The 18,460-nt window shown below is 39.6% G+C and carries 14 protein-coding genes; 4 read left to right on the top strand and 10 right to left on the bottom strand.

What is annotated here, in order from left to right:
* Positions 1-279 precede the first annotated feature (279 nt).
* The 4 genes from F9U64_RS21535 (at position 280) to F9U64_RS21520 (ending at position 3,558) form a co-directional block, all read left to right on the top strand.
* Positions 280-1,137, top strand: a complete 858-nt coding sequence (locus tag F9U64_RS21535; protein WP_153406954.1) for an AraC family transcriptional regulator — start codon at positions 280-282, stop codon at positions 1,135-1,137.
* A complete protein-coding gene (locus F9U64_RS21530; protein WP_153406953.1) occupies positions 1,124-1,738 on the top strand; it encodes a YesL family protein in 615 nt (204 codons plus the stop codon). Before F9U64_RS21535 ends, F9U64_RS21530 begins: the two co-directional genes overlap by 14 nt.
* A 222-nt stretch (positions 1,739-1,960) precedes the next feature.
* The gene (locus F9U64_RS21525; RefSeq protein ID WP_153406952.1) at positions 1,961-2,926 is read left to right on the top strand and encodes a helix-turn-helix transcriptional regulator; all 966 of its coding nucleotides are present in this window, start codon (positions 1,961-1,963) and stop codon (positions 2,924-2,926) included.
* Between the two features lie 119 nt (positions 2,927-3,045).
* The gene (locus tag F9U64_RS21520) at positions 3,046-3,558 is read left to right on the top strand and encodes a GyrI-like domain-containing protein (protein ID WP_153406951.1); all 513 of its coding nucleotides are present in this window, start codon (positions 3,046-3,048) and stop codon (positions 3,556-3,558) included.
* A 374-nt stretch (positions 3,559-3,932) separates the two neighbouring features.
* On the opposite strand, the gene F9U64_RS21515 is transcribed toward F9U64_RS21520, so the two are convergent.
* From F9U64_RS21515 to F9U64_RS21470, 10 genes are all read right to left on the bottom strand, one after another.
* Positions 3,933-5,549 carry a glycoside hydrolase family 9 protein gene (locus F9U64_RS21515; RefSeq protein WP_153406950.1) on the bottom strand — a complete coding sequence of 539 codons (1,617 nt, stop codon included), beginning with the start codon at positions 5,547-5,549 and terminating at the stop codon, positions 3,933-3,935.
* Positions 5,550-5,565: 16 nt separating this feature from the next.
* Positions 5,566-6,579 carry a carbohydrate ABC transporter permease gene (locus F9U64_RS21510; RefSeq protein WP_228275838.1) on the bottom strand — a complete coding sequence of 338 codons (1,014 nt, stop codon included), beginning with the start codon at positions 6,577-6,579 and terminating at the stop codon, positions 5,566-5,568.
* 11 nt (positions 6,580-6,590) lie between these two features.
* Entirely contained in the window at positions 6,591-7,490 is a 900-nt protein-coding gene (locus F9U64_RS21505; protein ID WP_153406949.1) for a carbohydrate ABC transporter permease, read from the bottom strand.
* A 3-nt stretch (positions 7,491-7,493) separates the two neighbouring features.
* Positions 7,494-10,109: a DUF5696 domain-containing protein gene (locus F9U64_RS21500; RefSeq protein ID WP_153406948.1), complete on the bottom strand. Its 2,616-nt coding sequence runs from the start codon at positions 10,107-10,109 to the stop codon at positions 7,494-7,496.
* A 15-nt stretch (positions 10,110-10,124) separates the two neighbouring features.
* Positions 10,125-10,739, bottom strand: coding sequence for a YIP1 family protein (locus tag F9U64_RS21495; protein WP_153406947.1), 615 nt, complete (start codon positions 10,737-10,739; stop codon positions 10,125-10,127).
* Positions 10,726-12,201, bottom strand: coding sequence for an NHL repeat-containing protein (locus tag F9U64_RS21490; RefSeq protein ID WP_153406946.1), 1,476 nt, complete (start codon positions 12,199-12,201; stop codon positions 10,726-10,728). Before F9U64_RS21490 ends, F9U64_RS21495 begins: the two co-directional genes overlap by 14 nt.
* A 10-nt stretch (positions 12,202-12,211) precedes the next feature.
* Complete coding sequence (locus tag F9U64_RS21485) at positions 12,212-13,018, bottom strand: carbohydrate ABC transporter permease (protein ID WP_153406956.1); 807 nt, start codon at positions 13,016-13,018, stop codon at positions 12,212-12,214.
* A 77-nt stretch (positions 13,019-13,095) separates the two neighbouring features.
* Positions 13,096-14,043 (bottom strand): carbohydrate ABC transporter permease, encoded by a 948-nt coding sequence (locus tag F9U64_RS21480; RefSeq protein ID WP_153406945.1) that lies wholly within the window; start codon positions 14,041-14,043, stop codon positions 13,096-13,098.
* A 12-nt stretch (positions 14,044-14,055) separates the two neighbouring features.
* Positions 14,056-16,980 carry an extracellular solute-binding protein gene (locus F9U64_RS21475; RefSeq protein ID WP_228275837.1) on the bottom strand — a complete coding sequence of 975 codons (2,925 nt, stop codon included), beginning with the start codon at positions 16,978-16,980 and terminating at the stop codon, positions 14,056-14,058.
* 148 nt (positions 16,981-17,128) lie between these two features.
* A partial coding sequence (locus tag F9U64_RS21470) for an ABC transporter substrate-binding protein (RefSeq protein ID WP_194287466.1) occupies positions 17,129-18,460 on the bottom strand: 1,332 nt, incomplete at its 5' end.

The raw sequence follows: 18,460 nt of genomic DNA, 5'->3' as shown, positions 1-18,460 counted from the left end.
CTTCATAAAACTCGGAGTTTCTTGCTTAAAACTCCGAGTTTTTATATACCTTAATTAAATACCGTATAAATTTATTTTTTCTTATTCAGGATTCCATTCTTTATACTTTCTGCCTTTACCCATAAATATTATTTTCTTTCTTAACTCTTATGATTTATAATACTAATCCCTAAAGTACTTACATAAAATGGGTTAAAAGGATGTTTTCCTGTAAAAGCATCTCTTTTTATGAAAGCGGTTTCCTAAATGATTCATCTTTACAAAAGAAAGGATGATTAGATGCAGATATTAGAATATGTACCAAATCATTTGAATTACCATGATCTCTATATTAACCAGTTTGGTAAAGAGCAATGTTACCCAAAGCATCATCAGGGACCAAGAGCACGGGATTACTATTTAATTCACTATATAAAGAGTGGAAAAGGAATTTTTGAAGTGAACGGGAAAAGCTATCAGCTGGAAGCAGGACAGGGCTTTCTGATCTGCCCAGACGTTAATACATTCTACCAAGCTGATGAGGAAAACCCATGGTATTATTACTGGGTTGGATTCAACGGAATTCAAGCCGATTCGCTCCTTTCCCAGGCCAAACTCTGCGGTGTGAACAATCCCATTTTTGAATACAACCAAGACAATCAATTATTTGATTACTTCGAAGAACTCATTCGTTTACAGCAATGCAAACCAATTATCAGTGAATTAAAAGGTTTGGGCTCATTGTACTCCATATTATCTACATTGATCCATTCCATTCACCATGAAGAGGATATACCTTCTCGCATGAATACAAAACTGACTTATGTAAAAAAAGTCACACAATTAATTAATGATAATTACGCAAAGAAAATAACTATCTCGGAAATAGCCAATAGAGTGGGGCTTGATCGCAGTTATTTAAACTCCCTGTTTAAAAGTGTCTACAATAAAAGTATTCAGGAATTCCTTATTCAATATCGGATAAGAAAAGCATGTGAGCTATTGGAGAAAAGTAATTTCTCTGTCAGCCAAGTTGCAAGATTCGTCGGTTATGAAGATCCTTTACAATTCTCAAAAACGTTTAAAAAAGTGAAAGGCACTTCCCCGAAATATTATCGACTGAGTCTGGAAATGGAGGAATTTGATGCAAATATATGATAATCGAATCTATTTATTTTTAGAAAAAACCGTCAATTTCTTTTTGCTCAATCTTATTTGGCTATTGGCTTCCTTGCCCATTATTACATCATTTCCTGCAACAAACGCACTATATGCCGTCATACATGATTGGCGAAACGATAAGGCGACAGGCGTTTTCCGGCCTTTTTTTCATCATTTCAGAAAAAATTTTCTCAAAAGCTTTTGGATTGGCTGTATCTGGTTTTTCACTGTATTTATTTTGTGTCTGGATTTTGTATTGATCCATGAATATGAAACTGGCTGGTCCTATATGGCGCTGCTATCTTTCTTATTTTTACTGCTGATGATTGTTTTATTTATGACAGCCTATCTGATTCCGATTAGCGTCCTTTATCCATTATCGCTGTTCCAGACCTTTAAACAGTCCTTTTTCTATTCCCTGATGTTTTTCCCTACTACGATCATGATTATAGGATTAATTAGTATATCTGTCCTCATTGTACTGTTTTATCCGATTGCTGCTTTTTTTCTGTTCAGTTTTGTTACATTAATTATTCACAGGTTAATTGATCGAATGATAATAAAAGTGGAGAAATTGCTAAATAACGTGAGACTTTGATCGATGAGGGTTTTTATGTGATAAAGTGGAAGTTGTGTAGTTTTCAAAAAGATCCTGCATAAAAGTATTGCGGGATTTTTTATGGACTAATAAACTTATCTTATAAGATAAATCAGCAAAGATTATGCTGTTTTCGCAGTTATTGGTCCAGTTTTATCCCCCTGTCTCAAGAGATGTAAAATTCTCTCCTTTTATACTTAACCAAAATGGAGGTTACCTATTGTGAAGTTAGAAAGACTTCTATCAATCATCATTTTATTGCTGAATCGCCGTATGATACAGGCTAAGGAATTAGCGGATCAGTTCGAAGTATCCATTCGGACAATTTACAGAGATATTGACACAATTAATGCAGCTGGCATCCCAATCGTTACCTATCAAGGGACAAATGGTGGCATTGGCTTGTCAGAAGGCTATCGTTTAGATCGGAATATTTTAACGAATGACGAGCTTGCGTCTATCGTTACCGCCCTTCGCAGTATCTCCACTTCGTATGGCAAGGAAGAACATCAAAGGTTAGTAGAAAAAATAAATAGTGTTGTGCTGCCAGCTCATACGGCAGATTTCCAACAAAAAACCAGCCGAGTACTAATAGATTACTCGCCATGGGATGGTGCGGAACGGCTTCGTCCAAAGCTGCAGCTAATAGACGAAGCGATAGACAGCTGTGTCTTAGTAAGCTTCATCTACTCGAATGCAGAAGGAGAAATTTCTGAGAGAATAGCAGAGCCACATATGCTTATTCTTAAAGGAAGGCAGTGGTATTTAAAAGCTTACTGCCTTGAAAAGAAAGACTTTCGCCTGTTTAAATTAAATAGAATGAAAGAATTAGATCTAGAACAAGACAAAACTTTTATTCGCCGAGATCCACCCAATCATGAGCCATTTGAAGGGAAAAGCAAGGTGCATTCTTCTATGGTACCAGAAGTCGTCTTACGATTTAAAGAAGAGGCACGTCATTTAGCAGAGGAATGGTTTGGCATGGAAGAGCTCTTGCCAGATAAGGATAATTGCTGGCTGGTGAAAAAAACCTATCCAGAAGATGAATGGCTGTATCGCTTCATACTAAGCTTGGGCCACCATGTAGAAGTACTTGAGCCCCAGCATTTACGGGAGATCATTGCGAATCGCGCGGAACAGATTGCAAATGTTTATCACAGTGCTAAACAACCTGATAAGTTTCACTAATCGTCTGTAATAACCCTTATTTTAAGTTTCGCGGAAAAATATGAAAGTAACATGACAGACAGTTGTCAGGTTTACTGTTTTATACTTAGTTCATTCTATAATAAGGAGAATGATTAAGGATGAAACAAAAAACAATTGATTCAAATCAAATTCAGCCAACCCGTATGGAGGAATTACCCTCCTTCACCTTAGCGGGAATTAGTACCATAACAACGAACGAGGCCGAATTAAGCCTGAATGGCAAGATTGGTAATTTATTTGAACAGTTTTATTCCCAAAGTATTGGAGAGAAGCTTGGAGTCAATATATTGGAAGATGGTCATTATAGCTGTTACTTCAACTATGAACAGGAAGATAAAGGTCATTATGAAATATTAGTTGGTGTACAAGTAAACGAAAAAGTGCAAAGTAATGATAGGATCAAAACAATTACTGCCCCTGCCGCTACATATGCTGTATTTGTTACAGAACGCGGACCAATCGTTGAAGTGGTGCAACGTGCGTGGGCTAATATTTGGCAATGGGCTCAACAACCAGGTATTAACCGGACATTCAGTGCAGATTTTGAATTTTATGGTAAAAATATTGATCCAGAGGATGGACAAGCAGAAATTTATATCTCAATCAAGTAGCTTTTATTTGACTCATTAACGTTTGGTATATTTTTAAAAAAGGAAGTACAGCTGAAATGATGAAATTTCCGGCAGATGATTGAATACAGCTTTTTCTCTGTCACTTCCTTACGTGACTTTAAGACAACTGCCAACACTTGGGATGGATGGTTCTCTTGTTCTGCCAGTATGAACGGGAGTGAAGAGAACCATCCTTTTGCAATTGGTTCAGATTGATGTACATCTGTTTGAAAAGTTCTCGTCTTTTTCTTAGAATAAAATCCCCCATAGAAGTTATATGAACGATGACTATAGAGCAACATTCTTTTTTTGACAAAGTGAAATTGAAGCATTTCGCTCCGAATAAATCCATTCAGTCCATCGTTATATCCATCCTATTTCCCCACCCAATGTGACACAACAAAAACAGCGGGCGAATTCCAGTAAATCGTTACTTCATTTGTTGCATAGCTTTCCTGATGATCAATAAAACATTTAGCAGGTGGACAGCCTTGCAGTTTTTCTGCTGCGCAAGGATCATGCAAACCTCTGTCAGGGCCGCCTGATACTAACCCGGGAACAGGCTCTTCCACATTGTCTGCTGCAGATGGTCTGTGATGAATGTTACGAACAGCATTCTCGCCAAAGCCTGTCACATAGCTGTAATTAGTCGCATTCCGGCCTAACAGGTAATGCAGATGCTCCAAGGCATATCGTTCATATTTTTTATCAGGAGCAAGTCTATTTGTCATTAATAAAAACATTGCCTGATTTAACAGCACCATATTACTTCCCCAGATATAGTCAGCCGTTTTCAGTGAAATGACATAGCCATTTTCCTTACTGTTATCAACAAGCTGCTCAGCCTTTTCCATCCATACACTTTTTAATTCTTGATAAATGGCAGGATCTGTCATCTCTGACGGCAGACTCAAATAAGTACGTGTTCCGTACCCGCCAACATCAGCCCATCCAAGTGAAATCTTGTCAAAATTTTCTCCAGCCAGCTCACAGAATTTACGGTGATATTTCGCTTCCTTCGTTGTGCAGTATAACTCAGCTGCAGCCCAATATCTCTCATCCCTGTCTTCCTTATCACCATACTCCCCTGTCGTTATCTCACTTGGATTTTTAAAACCGGCGAAGACTGGGTGCTGTTCAAGCCAATTCCACGCATCATGAGCTGCTTCTAAATATTTCTCTGCATGATCCTCATCCACTTCTTTATAAACACGCGACGCCACCGCCATAATTGCAGCAAAAGTCGCTGTTGCTGTTGCTGAAACCGGCGAAAAATACAACTCAGCCTGATCCTCTTCTGGCATAACAGCCAATCCTGGAAAATTTTTTGTTGTCAGCTTATGAAAAACTCCGCCAGTTTCCTTGTCTTGCATTTTCAGTAACCAATCAAGTTCATATTGACATTCATTTAAGATATCCGGCATTTGTTGCTCTGATTCTGGTATACCCGCTTTATATTGAAAAGCACCAGGGTAATATTGACAGGCCAACAGCAGATCAGCTAAAGCCTTGGCAGCAGCCACTGTATACTTGCCATAATCTCCAGCATCATGCCAGCCGCCACTGCTATCCAACCTTCTCGAAGGATCATGATACACAGTGCCCTCTTGTAAATGGCATGCCTTGTGCGCCCATTTGCCCGCATATTGCTCTGTTAAGTCCATTCCACAGCGAAAATAATAGAATGCTTTCGTTAAACCTTTATGCAGAGGCTGATATACATTCGTACCAATGGTGAAAGCAGGTGACGCAACTCCTGACTGGCTAAGTTGATAGGTTCCTTCTGCTTCCATTTCAGTAAAATCCAATTGGTAAATAGTTTGATTACTATCCTGGTCCTCTATTGGTCCAGAAGAGGTTCTTTCCAACACAACTAGATTTGTCTTCCTATCTCTCACTTGAAAAGGGCCTGGAACAGTTGATATGGCAACTTTGATACTTTTCTTCACATAACCTACTTGATTTACTTGGATCATATGTTGTTCATCCATCTCTTATCTTCACTCCTTATCCTACTATTCCTGTTCTTTCCACACTCTCAACAAAATGTCTTTGGACAAACGCATACATAATAAGCAATGGCAAGATACCAAGCAGCACACTTGTGTTCACAAGCATTGACACATAGAAAGGATCTACTCCTCCAACACCACCGCCAGCAGATGTAGAGATCTGGTAGGCTATCGTTGCACCCACTGTCTGTAATTGCATCGACATTACCTTCGCATTATCTAAGAACATAGTGGTAAAGAAGATATCATTCCACTGCCAGACAAAGGCAAAAAGCATGACGGTAATAATGGCAGGTACAGCGTTTGGTAACATCACCCGAAAGAAAGTTTTAAATACACCTGCACCATCCACATGGGCTGCCTCTTCTATTTCCTTTGGGAATCCTTTAAAAAACTGCCGGAAGATAAAAATGAATAATCCAGCCTTTAACCCCATTCCTGTAATGGATGATATAACAAAAGGCCAATAAGATCCAATTAAATTAACACCCTCCCCACCGTTAAATAAACGGATTAAACCCAGCAAATCAAAATCCCGATATAGTAAATAGATTGGGACCATTAAGGTTTGCGGTGGTACTAGAATCGTCAGGATAACAAGGCCGAATAATAGATTCCTTCCCTTGAACGCAAATCTGGCAAACCCGTAACCTGCTAATGCACAGGCGATCGTTGTTAATATCATCGTACCTCCAGATAATACGAAGGAATGAATAAGCACTTCAACGTAATTCATTGCATCCATTACATACTGAAAGTTATCTAACGTAAAGTTTCGAGGAATAAAGACAACGGTTGGATCATATATGTCTGCTTTATCCTTAAAAGCGATTGATACTTTTAACAGGATGGGATAAAGAATGACAAACGACAATCCAACGATAAGTAATGCCCGGAATATTATCCAGCTGTATTTTTTGATACGATCCAAGTGAAACCATGATGTTACTGGCAAGTTTTGCAAGCGATTGGCACGAGCAGGATCCATTCTTTTAGCGGGAGTCCTCATGTGTAAACCTCCTATTCACTTTGGTAATATACCTTTCTGGAAATGAGGAATGTGGTTGCCATTAATATCACACTGATAATAATGAAATAAATCCAGGACATCGATGCACTTAAGCCAAAGTCAAATTGCTGAAATGCCGTTGTCTGAATTAATGTTGTCATCTCATTATTTGTAAAAGCATCAATAACCGAATAAATCACATTTGTCAGAATGAGTGGACTGATCATTGGAAATGTGATTTTCCAAAATGCTTCATATCCAGTCGCTCCCTCTATCCTGGACGCTTCATACAATTGGGCTGGAATAGCTTGTAATCCCGCTAGAAAGATGATAATTTGCACCCCAGAAGAACTGACAATCTCATAAATACGGTCAACGGCACCTGTTAAATATTCCACCAATCCGACAGGCAAACCAGCTTGGATTAACATGCTCTCCAGTTCGAAACTTTGCAAGCCTGTACCTGTATTCTCTTCTCCTGCCTGCATCATCGCACTCTGTAAAAAGTCGCCGCTTTCGATTGAAGCAATAACACCTGAAGCAAGAATAACAGGTAAAAAGAAGATGGCTCTTGCCCACATCCGCCCACGAAATTTTTGATTTAAAATGGTTGCAACAAACAAACTAAAAATAATGATTAGCGGAACATTGATGACCATACTGATGACAGCCTCAATTAACGTCCGATTATAATCAACATGTTCCATCAATGCGTTGCTGTAATTTGTCAGACCAAGGAAATTCAATTCCATTCCATTGGGAGACAGCTTTAATTCACTGAAGCTGTAAAGGACAGACTGAAACAAAGGAGCTGCAAACAAAAAGATAAAGCCAATCAACCATGGTGCAATAAATACCCATCCCCATAACCCGCGTTTCTTCACAAGGGTAAGCTTTTTCCCAAACAGCATCTTCTACCGCTCCTTTCTGAAGGTGTATCCTTCTGCTTCAATCGTCTCTCCGTTTGCCTGAATGGAATGAGAATTATAATTAACCGTTACGATGTATTCTTCTCCATATTGTGTTTCATAGACACCTTGTTGTATTTTTTTGTGGGATGTAATTGGCAAGTGCCGTACTTTACTCAATACTTGATTGCTTTCCTGATAGATAGAAATGGCATCCTCCAGCCAAATCTGATAATGAGAGGAATATAGATGATTAAATTCTGTATCTTTTACAACTGTCGGATCTTCGTAGAACCATTGAAAATATGGATTAGACCCTGTTTCTAATGCTTTCAATAATTGTCTGTTCCCATTCTGATCAGCAGCCAGATTCATTGGCTGTGCTGCATAATCGATAGAACCATGGATCACCATCTGATAAAAAGGGATACTTTCATCTGTCATGTTATAGCCGCTGCTGGTTGCAGGGATTTCCAATACATGATCACTATGTGGAAGGACATAAGCATTTCCTCCGTTCACCATTAATTCGGAAACATTATCTGTTAAATAATCCAATTGCGTCTCGACGATTTTTCTTGCTTCCTCTCGATCGATCACATTATCTGTGCGGTAATCTGCATGAAGCCTGTCACCTAAATCTCTTAATGCCAGCTGCCCTATCCCCAGTTCAGTGAATGAATCGGTGAATTTTTGTATAGTAGTTTCTAATTTATCTGGTGAAAGCAGATAGAAAGAGCTTTTCGTCCTGTCTACCAGAAAACTAGCCGGATTATATGGATACCTTTCCGCAATTTTCTTTGTCAGATAACGTGCAGCATCCCGAGATGGCTGAAATGCAAAAGAATTTCGGTGAACATTCATAAACGCTGCATCCGGAAACAAGGGAATATCGTTTTCCTTTAAATAGGCCTGAAATGCTTCTAAACCATTCTTTCCGCCAATCTCCTTATCAATGTTTATTTTTGTCGGGATGGAATGGTGAATGCCATTATTAAACCAGCCATTATAGCGCAACTTAACTGTGGAGACATCCGCAGCTAACAATTCATTCAGAATATGCTCTGCTTGTTCGAACGTTGTGAGCGGTTCCAATGATTTGTAGGGAATACCTAGTATTGTTTTCCTTTTCCAAATAGACCCCATTAATTCCAGGTAAAACGGAATATCCTCTGCTTCGGAAATTGCGGATAATCCTTCCTTTTCGATCAGATAATCTCGATAAGTTGTTGCCATATGTGAATAAGAGGTATCCTGATCCTGCAAAAATTGATAGCGAAGCACCATGTTTCCCTGATAGCTTTCTTCCTGAAATAAACTCACTGTGCTTTCACGATCTCCGCCTGATAAGGAAACTTCTCCTTTCTTTTTTAACTCAAAGCTTGAATATACCGAATTGTACAGATTTAATCGTCCCGCAACATCCGCTTTAATCGAAGCAATCCCACTGCCTTCCTCTACAACAGTCAGAAAACCTTTCTCCTCTTGTTGCATACCGAAAACAGGTAAGCGCGCAGGCTGGACAACTTCCATTTTCCTTCTGGTAAACTCGGCCAGATCCTCGCCATATACAGGTATATCTATTGGCTGATAATTTGTCTTCCCATTATTCAAATAAATGAGTGCACCAGAACCATCTGGGATAAACATATAGCCAGAACGATGTTCATTGGCAGCACCAAAGAATGGCAATAGATCAATTTCTCCAATGGGGAAATGTTCGTTTTGTTCGATATTCGCACTATCAATAGACACAAGTAATTGTTCTTCCGCTAATTTATACTCTATAGGAATCGTAAAAACAGGCTTTCCATCTCCTGTTTCCTCATTCCCGCCTGCTTCTGCATTATCAATCGCTAATTCCTCTTCGTTATAGCCGATCTCTTCAAACAATGTTAACGTCCTTTCCAATACCACTTTAGGAAAAGATTCATCTCTTCTTTCATAAACGTCTTCCTCTTCTATATACATAAATCGTTTCTGTAAATCCTCCCGCAGCTTCTCATCTTCTATTTTATTTAAAATGGCAGACTCCAGTCGCTCCGTTGAGATCCGCTTTGGTATCGCATCTATTCCTTTTGACATATCGCCCAATGTATAAATGACTGTCACGCCATTTTCAGAAGGTACCATTTCAAACTGACCATTATCAGCACTTACACTACTGTGCATGACGCTTGATTGTCCGTAACGGTTATAATAAGTAATAGAAAACTGTGAGTCTAATAAAGCTTTGTTCTCTCCATTGGCAATACTATCTGATTCACGATCAGCCGGGTTTGAAAACCAGACTCTATCTGATTGCTTCACTTTTACAGCTATCTCGAGTGTTTGGCTATCAATATATAATGCGAGTGTTTTATTTTCTGCGATTAATTCCATCGATTGCAGCTGTTCCTCAATCACGGTTTCTGAAATATCTTCACGAAAACCTTCTAATTCTGCCTGACTTATTCCCTGGGCAGATTCCTCCTCCGCCATTTCTTGCCCTATTTCTTCGGGATTCTCTTCTGTCTGCTCCTCTTCTTCATCGGCTAATAGTGGCAATGGTGCGAATATCATGACACTTAGGAGAGCCATAATCACCCATGGTACAGCTGTTCGAGTCGTTCGTTTACTCATTACCTAACCTCCTATCTACATACGGTACAGCAATTCCCTGTATATGGTTTCGACAAATGAGACCATCTGTTGAATTAAACTAAATATTAGCAACCCTAGAAACAGCATTACTGCGATGACAATGACCGTAAGTGCAAAGGTAACCACCGTTTTTGTCACCGTATATTGGTGTACGGTCATAATGCCGATAAATAAAAGAAAGAGAAACCATATTGTTGCTATTGTCTCAAGGAAAAAATAAAGAGGTGCTTCTTCCCATGTGATTACAAGACTGATCAAAGTACTTATAATATATAAGGAAATTAGTGGAACAAGAGCATATGCAGTCGCCATAATAATCTCTTTAAACTTGCCTTCCCCTTCCATTAATGTCGTGATAGACCAATTGGCAATACACCAGAGAATGAAAGGTAAAACGATATATTGCAGTTCCGCAATACTATTCAGTTCAGTTGGGTTGTTAAAATTTACAATGAACCCTGTAAATTGCCGTTTCAAAATCGCAACAACCGTTAAACAGAATAAGAATAAAAAAGCAATCGATATCCTGCCTTTTTCTTCATATTTCAGTTCCCAGAACCCTTTAAAAGGATGAAAACATACAAAGATCGGAAATTTAATCCATTCCATTTTCAACACCGCTCACCTTCCTTCTCTTTATTTTCCGGAAAGTAATCAAACTCGCAACACAAAGGAAGAAGCAAACCATAACAGTCATCCCTAAGCCAAAGTGTTCTCTTAATATCTCTTGTCGATATCGTTTATAAGCTTTGGAATAATAACTTCGGCTGTGACCATTCTTGAAATAAGTCATTGCTTCCTTATTTTTCCCTTCCATTAAAAGCGATTTCCCGATACCGATATAAGCAATTTCGTAATTCGCATTTAACTGCAACACCTCTTTCCAGTATTCCGCAGATGCCTGGTCATCCCCCTGATTATAATAATGGACAGCTTGATTAACATGTGATCCAAAAACGGTCGGCTTGAACACTGTTAAGCGATGATTGCCTTTATCGAGTACGATGATATCTTCGCCAAGCTGATCGATCGCTACTGGTGTGCGGAATGTACCGACTTGATCACCTAATTGGCCGAATATATAAAGCAAATTGCCATCTTCATCATACGTAAATACTCTTCCCCGCTTGATATCAAGCGCACTGTACATGCCAAATTGATTAATCGAAACATCCACGAACGTTGACGTGCCTGCACTGCTCCCTGTATGGGCATACTCTAAATCACCAATAAGCTCATGATATCCTTCCTTACGTAATACATCTTCTCCTGTAGGATTCAGACGCTGAATTGGGGTACTGGTATCCTCCTCCGCATTTGTCGTATAAATAAATCCCTCTTCATCAATGTCTAAATTATTAAATTCAATGGGAATAAATAACGCCATCTTTTCCCTTTGTTCCTCTGTTGCTATTATCCGCCATACATAGTCAATGGGATTAAACCGCACTCGATTGGCACCGATAAATCCGGTAAATATGCCATCAGAATCAAATTCAATAATCCCATCATATACACCCCGCCCAATCACATAAATGCGGTCTGCTTTATCTACCGCAATTTTGATCGGATGATACTCAAATCCTGTCCGTATCACATCTGATTGTGGTGCACCGATTTCGCGAATAAACTCTCCTTCTTCTGTTAATTCAATGACTCGCTGGTTTCCTGTATCTGCAACATAAATACTTCCTTCCTCTGTAACAAATATCCCTTTTGGATCATTGAATTGATCAGTGCTGGTGCCATTTTGAAATGTATCGATGACTTGGATAAGCTCATAATTTTCATCTAAGACAATGATTCTGTTATTACCAGAATCAACGATATAGAGGGTATTATCCTTTGAAACAAATACATCCTCTGGTGAATTCAGCAAGCCGTAAGATGTACCGCGCCCATCGATTACCTTTTCAGGTGTATATGGTAAAGGAGATGGATCGGTATTTTCCCAATAGGAGTAATTATAAGAGGGATAAGAAACGGCAGCGGAAGCTTCGATTGGGCTGAACAGACAAAGAAACAATGCAAAAGCTACAATGATGCGAGTCAGTGTATGATAACGAACCATCTTATCCCTCCTAATCTTTCATGCCAGATGATGACATTGTCTGAATAATACTAGCTTGTGAGAATAAAAAGACAATAATCGGAACAGACATTAACATCAGCGCTACAGCCGCGGCTGCTCCTGCCCTGGCAATCCCTCCCTGGATAATTTGCCCGAGCGCGTAATGCATTGTTTTTAATTCCTCACTATAAATAAAATTTCCTCCATCTGTGCCCCATAATTGCTGAAATAAAAGAATCATTAATGTTAACCAGGCCGGTTTCACTATTGGCATCACAATTTTCCAAAATATACGATATTCACTTGCCCCATCTATCCTTGACGCTTCCAATATACTGTCAGGAATCTGCTCCATAAATTGCTTCATTAAATACAATCCCAATGGAAAAGCAAATGATGGGACAATGACTGCCCAGTAGGAATCGACCCACCCCAATACAGACATTGTCATATAATTAGGAATGGCTGTAACATGTGGAGAAAACATTAAAGATAAGACAACAATCCCAAAAAGAACATTGGAGCCCGGAAATTTGTGCTTTGCCAACGGATAGGCAGCTGCAGCTGAAAAGATAATATGTCCAGCTGTCCCAACCGCTGTAATAAATACGGTATTAAACATATAGCGTGTAAATGGCACCCAGGAATTTGCCATTAAATTAGCCAGATCAGCGAAGTTAGTGAATGTCGGATTCCGAACAAAAAAGCGTGGTGGAAATAAGAAAATTTCATCTAAAGGTTTAAAGGCATTATTGATCGTATAAATTAAAGGCAATGCCATAAAGGCCCCGAACAAACCGATAAAAGAAAACAGCATCAATGTCCCAAACCATGATCGGTTTAAACGCTTTTTCCGTTTAGATACCCCTTTTTTCGCAATAGACAAAGCCACCTTTATTCACCAACCTTTCGCAATAACCGTTGAGTAATTAAGTTGGTTGTCATCATCATCAAAAACAAAATAGTAGCAATAGCGGATGCATATCCCATTTCAAACCGGATCGAACCATAGTCAATTAAGTGTGTAACGACGGTATGTGCTGCGTATTGAACACTCGGAAATCCGGCAATTGCCATCGATACATCGGCAACAGAAAAGGACATCGTAATTTGAATAACCGCACCAAACATTAATTGCGGCCGCATTGATGGCAGAGTAATATACCACAGATCCTGCCACCTGTTTTTCACACCATCGATCGCTCCTGCCTCATATAAAGTCACATCAATATTCTGCAGACCAGCGATAAATGCCAGGAAGGCTGTTCCCAGACTAAGCCACAGCTGGACAAACATAACGATCGCTAATACATACTGCGGGTCTTGCAGCCATTGAATCGGTTCATAAATAATCCCAAGCTTCATCAGAAAACCATTCGCATATCCATAGCTGTCACCAGAAAAAATAATCAGCCAAATAAAGAATATGTTCCCCGAAATACTAGGAGCAAAAAAGATCAAGGTAAGAAAGGCTCTGATCTTAGGGGAAAATTCATTAATAATCCATGCAAAGACAAAACAGGCAATATAGCTCAAAGGACCAGTGATTGCAGCAAAGAGGAAGGTATTCTTCAATGCGATAAGAAAGACATCATCCTCTAAAAATAACCGTGCATAGTTTTGCCAGCCAACCCATCTTGGCAGTTCCAACATATTGAAATAAGTAAAACTTACGACAATCGAGATGATGACAGGCAGAACGGTAAAAAGAAAGAACAAGCTGAAATAAGGGGCCATCAGTATGTAAGAATGCTTATGCATTCTTACATTTCGTTTGAACTGCTGTAGGATTGATTGCTTCTCTTTTCTTTGCTTCACATGATCTGATTTCGATATGTCCATATGGATACCCCCCTATTCTATTGATAGATTAAATTCTTTTCTTTTCAGCCTTATTTCATCATTAATGTAAATCACATAGTCATGCAATGCTTCACGCGCATTTGTTCCATTATTCACAACTTCCCGAAACGCATTATCTAAATGACGGCCTGTGAAATATCCTCCAGGAACTTCCGGCACTCCTCTTACTGATTGCCATTGCTCCTCAAGTTGCTCGTAATCTTTCATTGGCCATGGTAATTCTTTTAATGCTTCGATATTGGCGGTTGGATATCTGGCAGCTGCACCCATTAACCCTTCCATCTCTCTTCCAAACCGAACCTGTGCATCTTTACTCGTCCACCATTTGAGAAACTCCCAGGCTGCTTCTTTATTCTCAGATTGCTCCATAATGACAGCGGCTGTCCCACTGCTCCCAACTTCCCTGCGAATCGTTCCATCTTCCTGCATCGTACCCGGTACCGGGACAAACTCCCACAGACCGCGAATCTCTGGTGCAGATACAGATAAATGGTTGTATAAAGTATAATCATCGATTCCAATCGGCATTTCCCCTGTTCGGAATCTGTTAGGGAAATCAAATTTTAACGGAATCTTGTAGTTCGTATACAAACTAGTCCAATCTTTGAAAACATCCATGGAGACTTCTGAATCTAAGGCACTTTTCGTTGCATCCTCTTCATACAGCTTTCCATCCTGCTGATACAGCATCATCGTAAATGTCTGATTTGGAATCAAATTCTGAACCTGGCCAGGAAATTGTGGATCCTGTAACAATGGAAACGCAATGTCCATATGATTTTTTTGCAATACTGGGATCAATTCAGCAATGTCATCCCAAGTTTGCGGTACCTCTACATCTAACTCTTCCAAAATATCTTTGCGGTAGAACAGCATACTAAAAGTTTGCTGCTCAGGTAATGCATAAACGCCCTCATTATATCTGTAGGGAACGACGGCACTTTCTCTAAATCTTGTTTCAATTTCCTCGTAATCCTGGAATTGTGTTAAGTCAACTACTGCATTCCGCATCGCATAATTAACAGGTATTTCATTCCCAATCTGCATCGCTACATCAGGACCTTGTCTTGCAAGGGTCGCCGGAAGCAGTACATCCATTTGAACAAGTTTGAGATTGACATTGATACCAGTTTGAGGAGTAAAGGTATCATCAATCATCGACTTAAGCACCTGTGCCTGATCTCGACCAGTACCTATCCAGAGCGTAATATTTTTCTCTTCTTCCATATCTTCTGGATCCGCAACATTCCCAATCGTGTTATAATCCTCAACAAAAGAAGAAAAGAATGCTCCGCCACCATGCACTAGCTCCTGAAAAAACGAAGCATCTGCTTTTGGCAGCTTGCTGTCTTTTGATGAAATAGTTAAATAATCAATTTCCAATGGCTGCTCTCTTACGGTTAAGATCCATGTTCCTAAGCTCCCGACATTTACTTTAAATGAATCCAGACGCCGCTTAATGGTTTCCGGCCGATCCACAAAGTCCTGAAGCTGATATGCCATTGTTTGCAATATGGCCGTCTGGTCACTTGTTTCCCCAGTCACCTGTTCTAATTCATCTGCCACTTGATTTAAAGTCTCACTCTGTCTTTTGAAAATTTCCGTCATCTCCGGGATTTGTTCCTCCAGCTGATAATCACGATATGGATCTGGAACAGCACCTGTTATCATTAAAATCCTGCGATATATATTGTTTAACTCCAATACACTTGCTTCGACCGTGCGCAGTAATGGGGCAATATCGCCTAAGGTAACCTCCAGTGTCATTTCATTTCTGCCTTTTCCCAGATAAAACAGATATGGCTCTTCTCCCTCTCCCAATTCCTTCATTGTCCAGTCATTGTGATACGTAAATTCCAATTTTTCTACTTCTTTAAATGGAACTTCCCCGTTAATGAGTAATTTACGAGTCGAAAAAACTCCTCGTACTAAATTCTGTTTGTTTTTTATCCCGATCTTATATAATCCTGATTCTGGTACATCCACTTCCCAAGTAATCCACTGTCCCGGCCAGCGCCAATTGTACCCGCCAATGGAATTCATTCGAATCTTCGATACATGGTATGGCTCTGTTGCCGGACTTGATCGATCATTTATTGCATAAAGAGTTGGGGCAGACTTTAATATCGCTTCTTCCCCTTGAATTTTCAGTGCGACATCCTTCACCTCTTGCAATCCATCTTTTTGGTAATCCGCTTTCGCCTCTTCATATGTCCTTACAGAATCAGCTTTAAAAATTTTCAGATAATCAATAACCATAGGTTCCCTGGAAGAAACAAATGAAATGGTATTCACACCTTTTTTCAAATAAAATAAATATGGTTCCACATAATAGCCTTCCGAATCCTTCAATGTCACTTCCTGCCAGATTGGCTGTTCTATTTGGCGTGGTCTTAAATCATTTCCACGGTTATCTCTTTCTATTTCTTCTTTTTCATTCACCCAGATACGCGGGAACGTAAGAGTAGCTGCACCCTGGAATGGCAGTTCTCCATTAATCCAAAGCTCTCTTTCTATGGAAGAACTTTTCCCTTCCATCGGAAAATATTTAACTGCCAAATTATACATGCCCTCCTCTTCTACCTCTACTTCCCAATGGACGGAACCTGTTTCATTCGTCTTTAGCGACTTTCCTTCATTACCTTCAAAATTATTTAACACCTCTGCTTCCATTCCTTCTGCACGTTCATAATCCTCTGCTTCAACAATCATCTCCACATCAGGCTGGTTTCTATCCTGATATGTCGATAAATAATTCCCATACAAATCTTCCCGAATCGTTATCGTTTCAGTAAAATCATTGTTTGTATCTGCAACAATCTCCCTCTTATTTTTATCTGTTTCAAATGACATAATCGACAGCATTGCTATGATGATACTGAGACAACACCATTTCTTTAAGCGCTTATTCTTCAACTATTTCCCCCCTTAATTGATGAAGAAATATTAGGAGTGCATGACAAACCTTTATATAGACGATTGGCGCTGTGAGAAAAAAAGAAAATACAATCTTACACTCTTTTATAGAAGATTGTATTTTCTTTACTCAACTCAAAACTTGTATCTATTCCTTGCCAATAAATTCATCTACTCTTGCCTGTGCTTCTCCCTTCACACTGCTAACAGCCTGTGTCGGTGATTCCGCACCAGTGGCGATATTTTCGTTCATTTCATGGAAGGCATCCTGCAGATTATATGCCTGCCAATAATTAACGCTGATATTATCCAGCATTTGTGCAGCTGTATCAATTGCCTCCATACTAGGCATCACTTGCTCGAACCATTCCAGGACTCCTTCTTCTGATCGGTCCCATAATTGCATATCTTCCCAAATCTGATAAACTATTTCTGGTTGTTCCACACCGACCGGAATGGTTAACCCTTCTGAATTAGATAACGGGATCTGATGGTCTGTTCCTTTAGGTCCTTTTGGCCAAAATACATATCCCCACTCAAAGGATGTTTCTGCTCTTCCTTCCGCTTCCCAAATCCAGCCTTGTGTCATCCCAACAAGTCCTTCTGAGAAGTATTTCCGTGGATCTTCCCAGTTGTTCCCTTCATTTGGTTTAATCACCCGATGTTCATGGTAAAGGGATGCCATGAATTCATATGCTTCGATTGCTTCAGGTGAATCGATCATCACTTCAAATGTACTCGTATCAAGGATTTGCCCCCCATTTGAAGAAATTAAATATTCTGCTAATATATTTGGATCAGCACTCATGCCATATTGGTCACCAGTCGTCAGTGTCTTCGCTGCTTCAAGCATCGCTTCCCAAGTCCATTCTCCATTTTGCTGTTGTTCATAAGGGTCAGGCAGACCTGCTTGTTCAAACATCGTTTTGTTGTAATACATGCCACCACTTTGGTTCAGCTGATTGTTAAACATATATACCTTGTCATGGAAAGTTCCCATTTCCTGCAGCTTCTTCGGTAAATAAATGTCATTTAAATCGACAATATCATCTAATGGAATCAAATAATCCTCCTGGATGAGTGAGGCTGCCTGAGCACTATCGAGACCAACAATATCAGCCAAGGGCTCGCCTGCAATGATACTGGAGGTTACTTGATTTACTTTCTCTTCCCAAGGAATAACAATAAATTCAAATGTAATATTGTATTTTTCTTCTACTTCTTTCATCCTTTCCACTAATGCATCCGCTAGTTCTGTTCCGCCTTGTGGTGTGAGATCCCAGTGGTTGGCAATACGAATGGTTCGTCCTCCCAGATCAACCGCTTCATATTTTTCCTCTGTACCTGCTTCTTCTGTTTCAGTTGATTCACTATTTTCTCCTTCATCTGTTTCATTTGTCTCCTTATTTTCTTCTGTCTCAGCTGGTTCTTCTGTTTGTTCATTATTTGTCTGTTCTTCCTCACTCGTCGTTTGCTCATT

Source organism: Gracilibacillus oryzae (assembly GCF_009498735.1).
Lineage (GTDB): Bacteria > Bacillota > Bacilli > Bacillales > Amphibacillaceae > Gracilibacillus > Gracilibacillus oryzae.
This window is presented reverse-complemented; position numbering and strand designations above follow the sequence as displayed.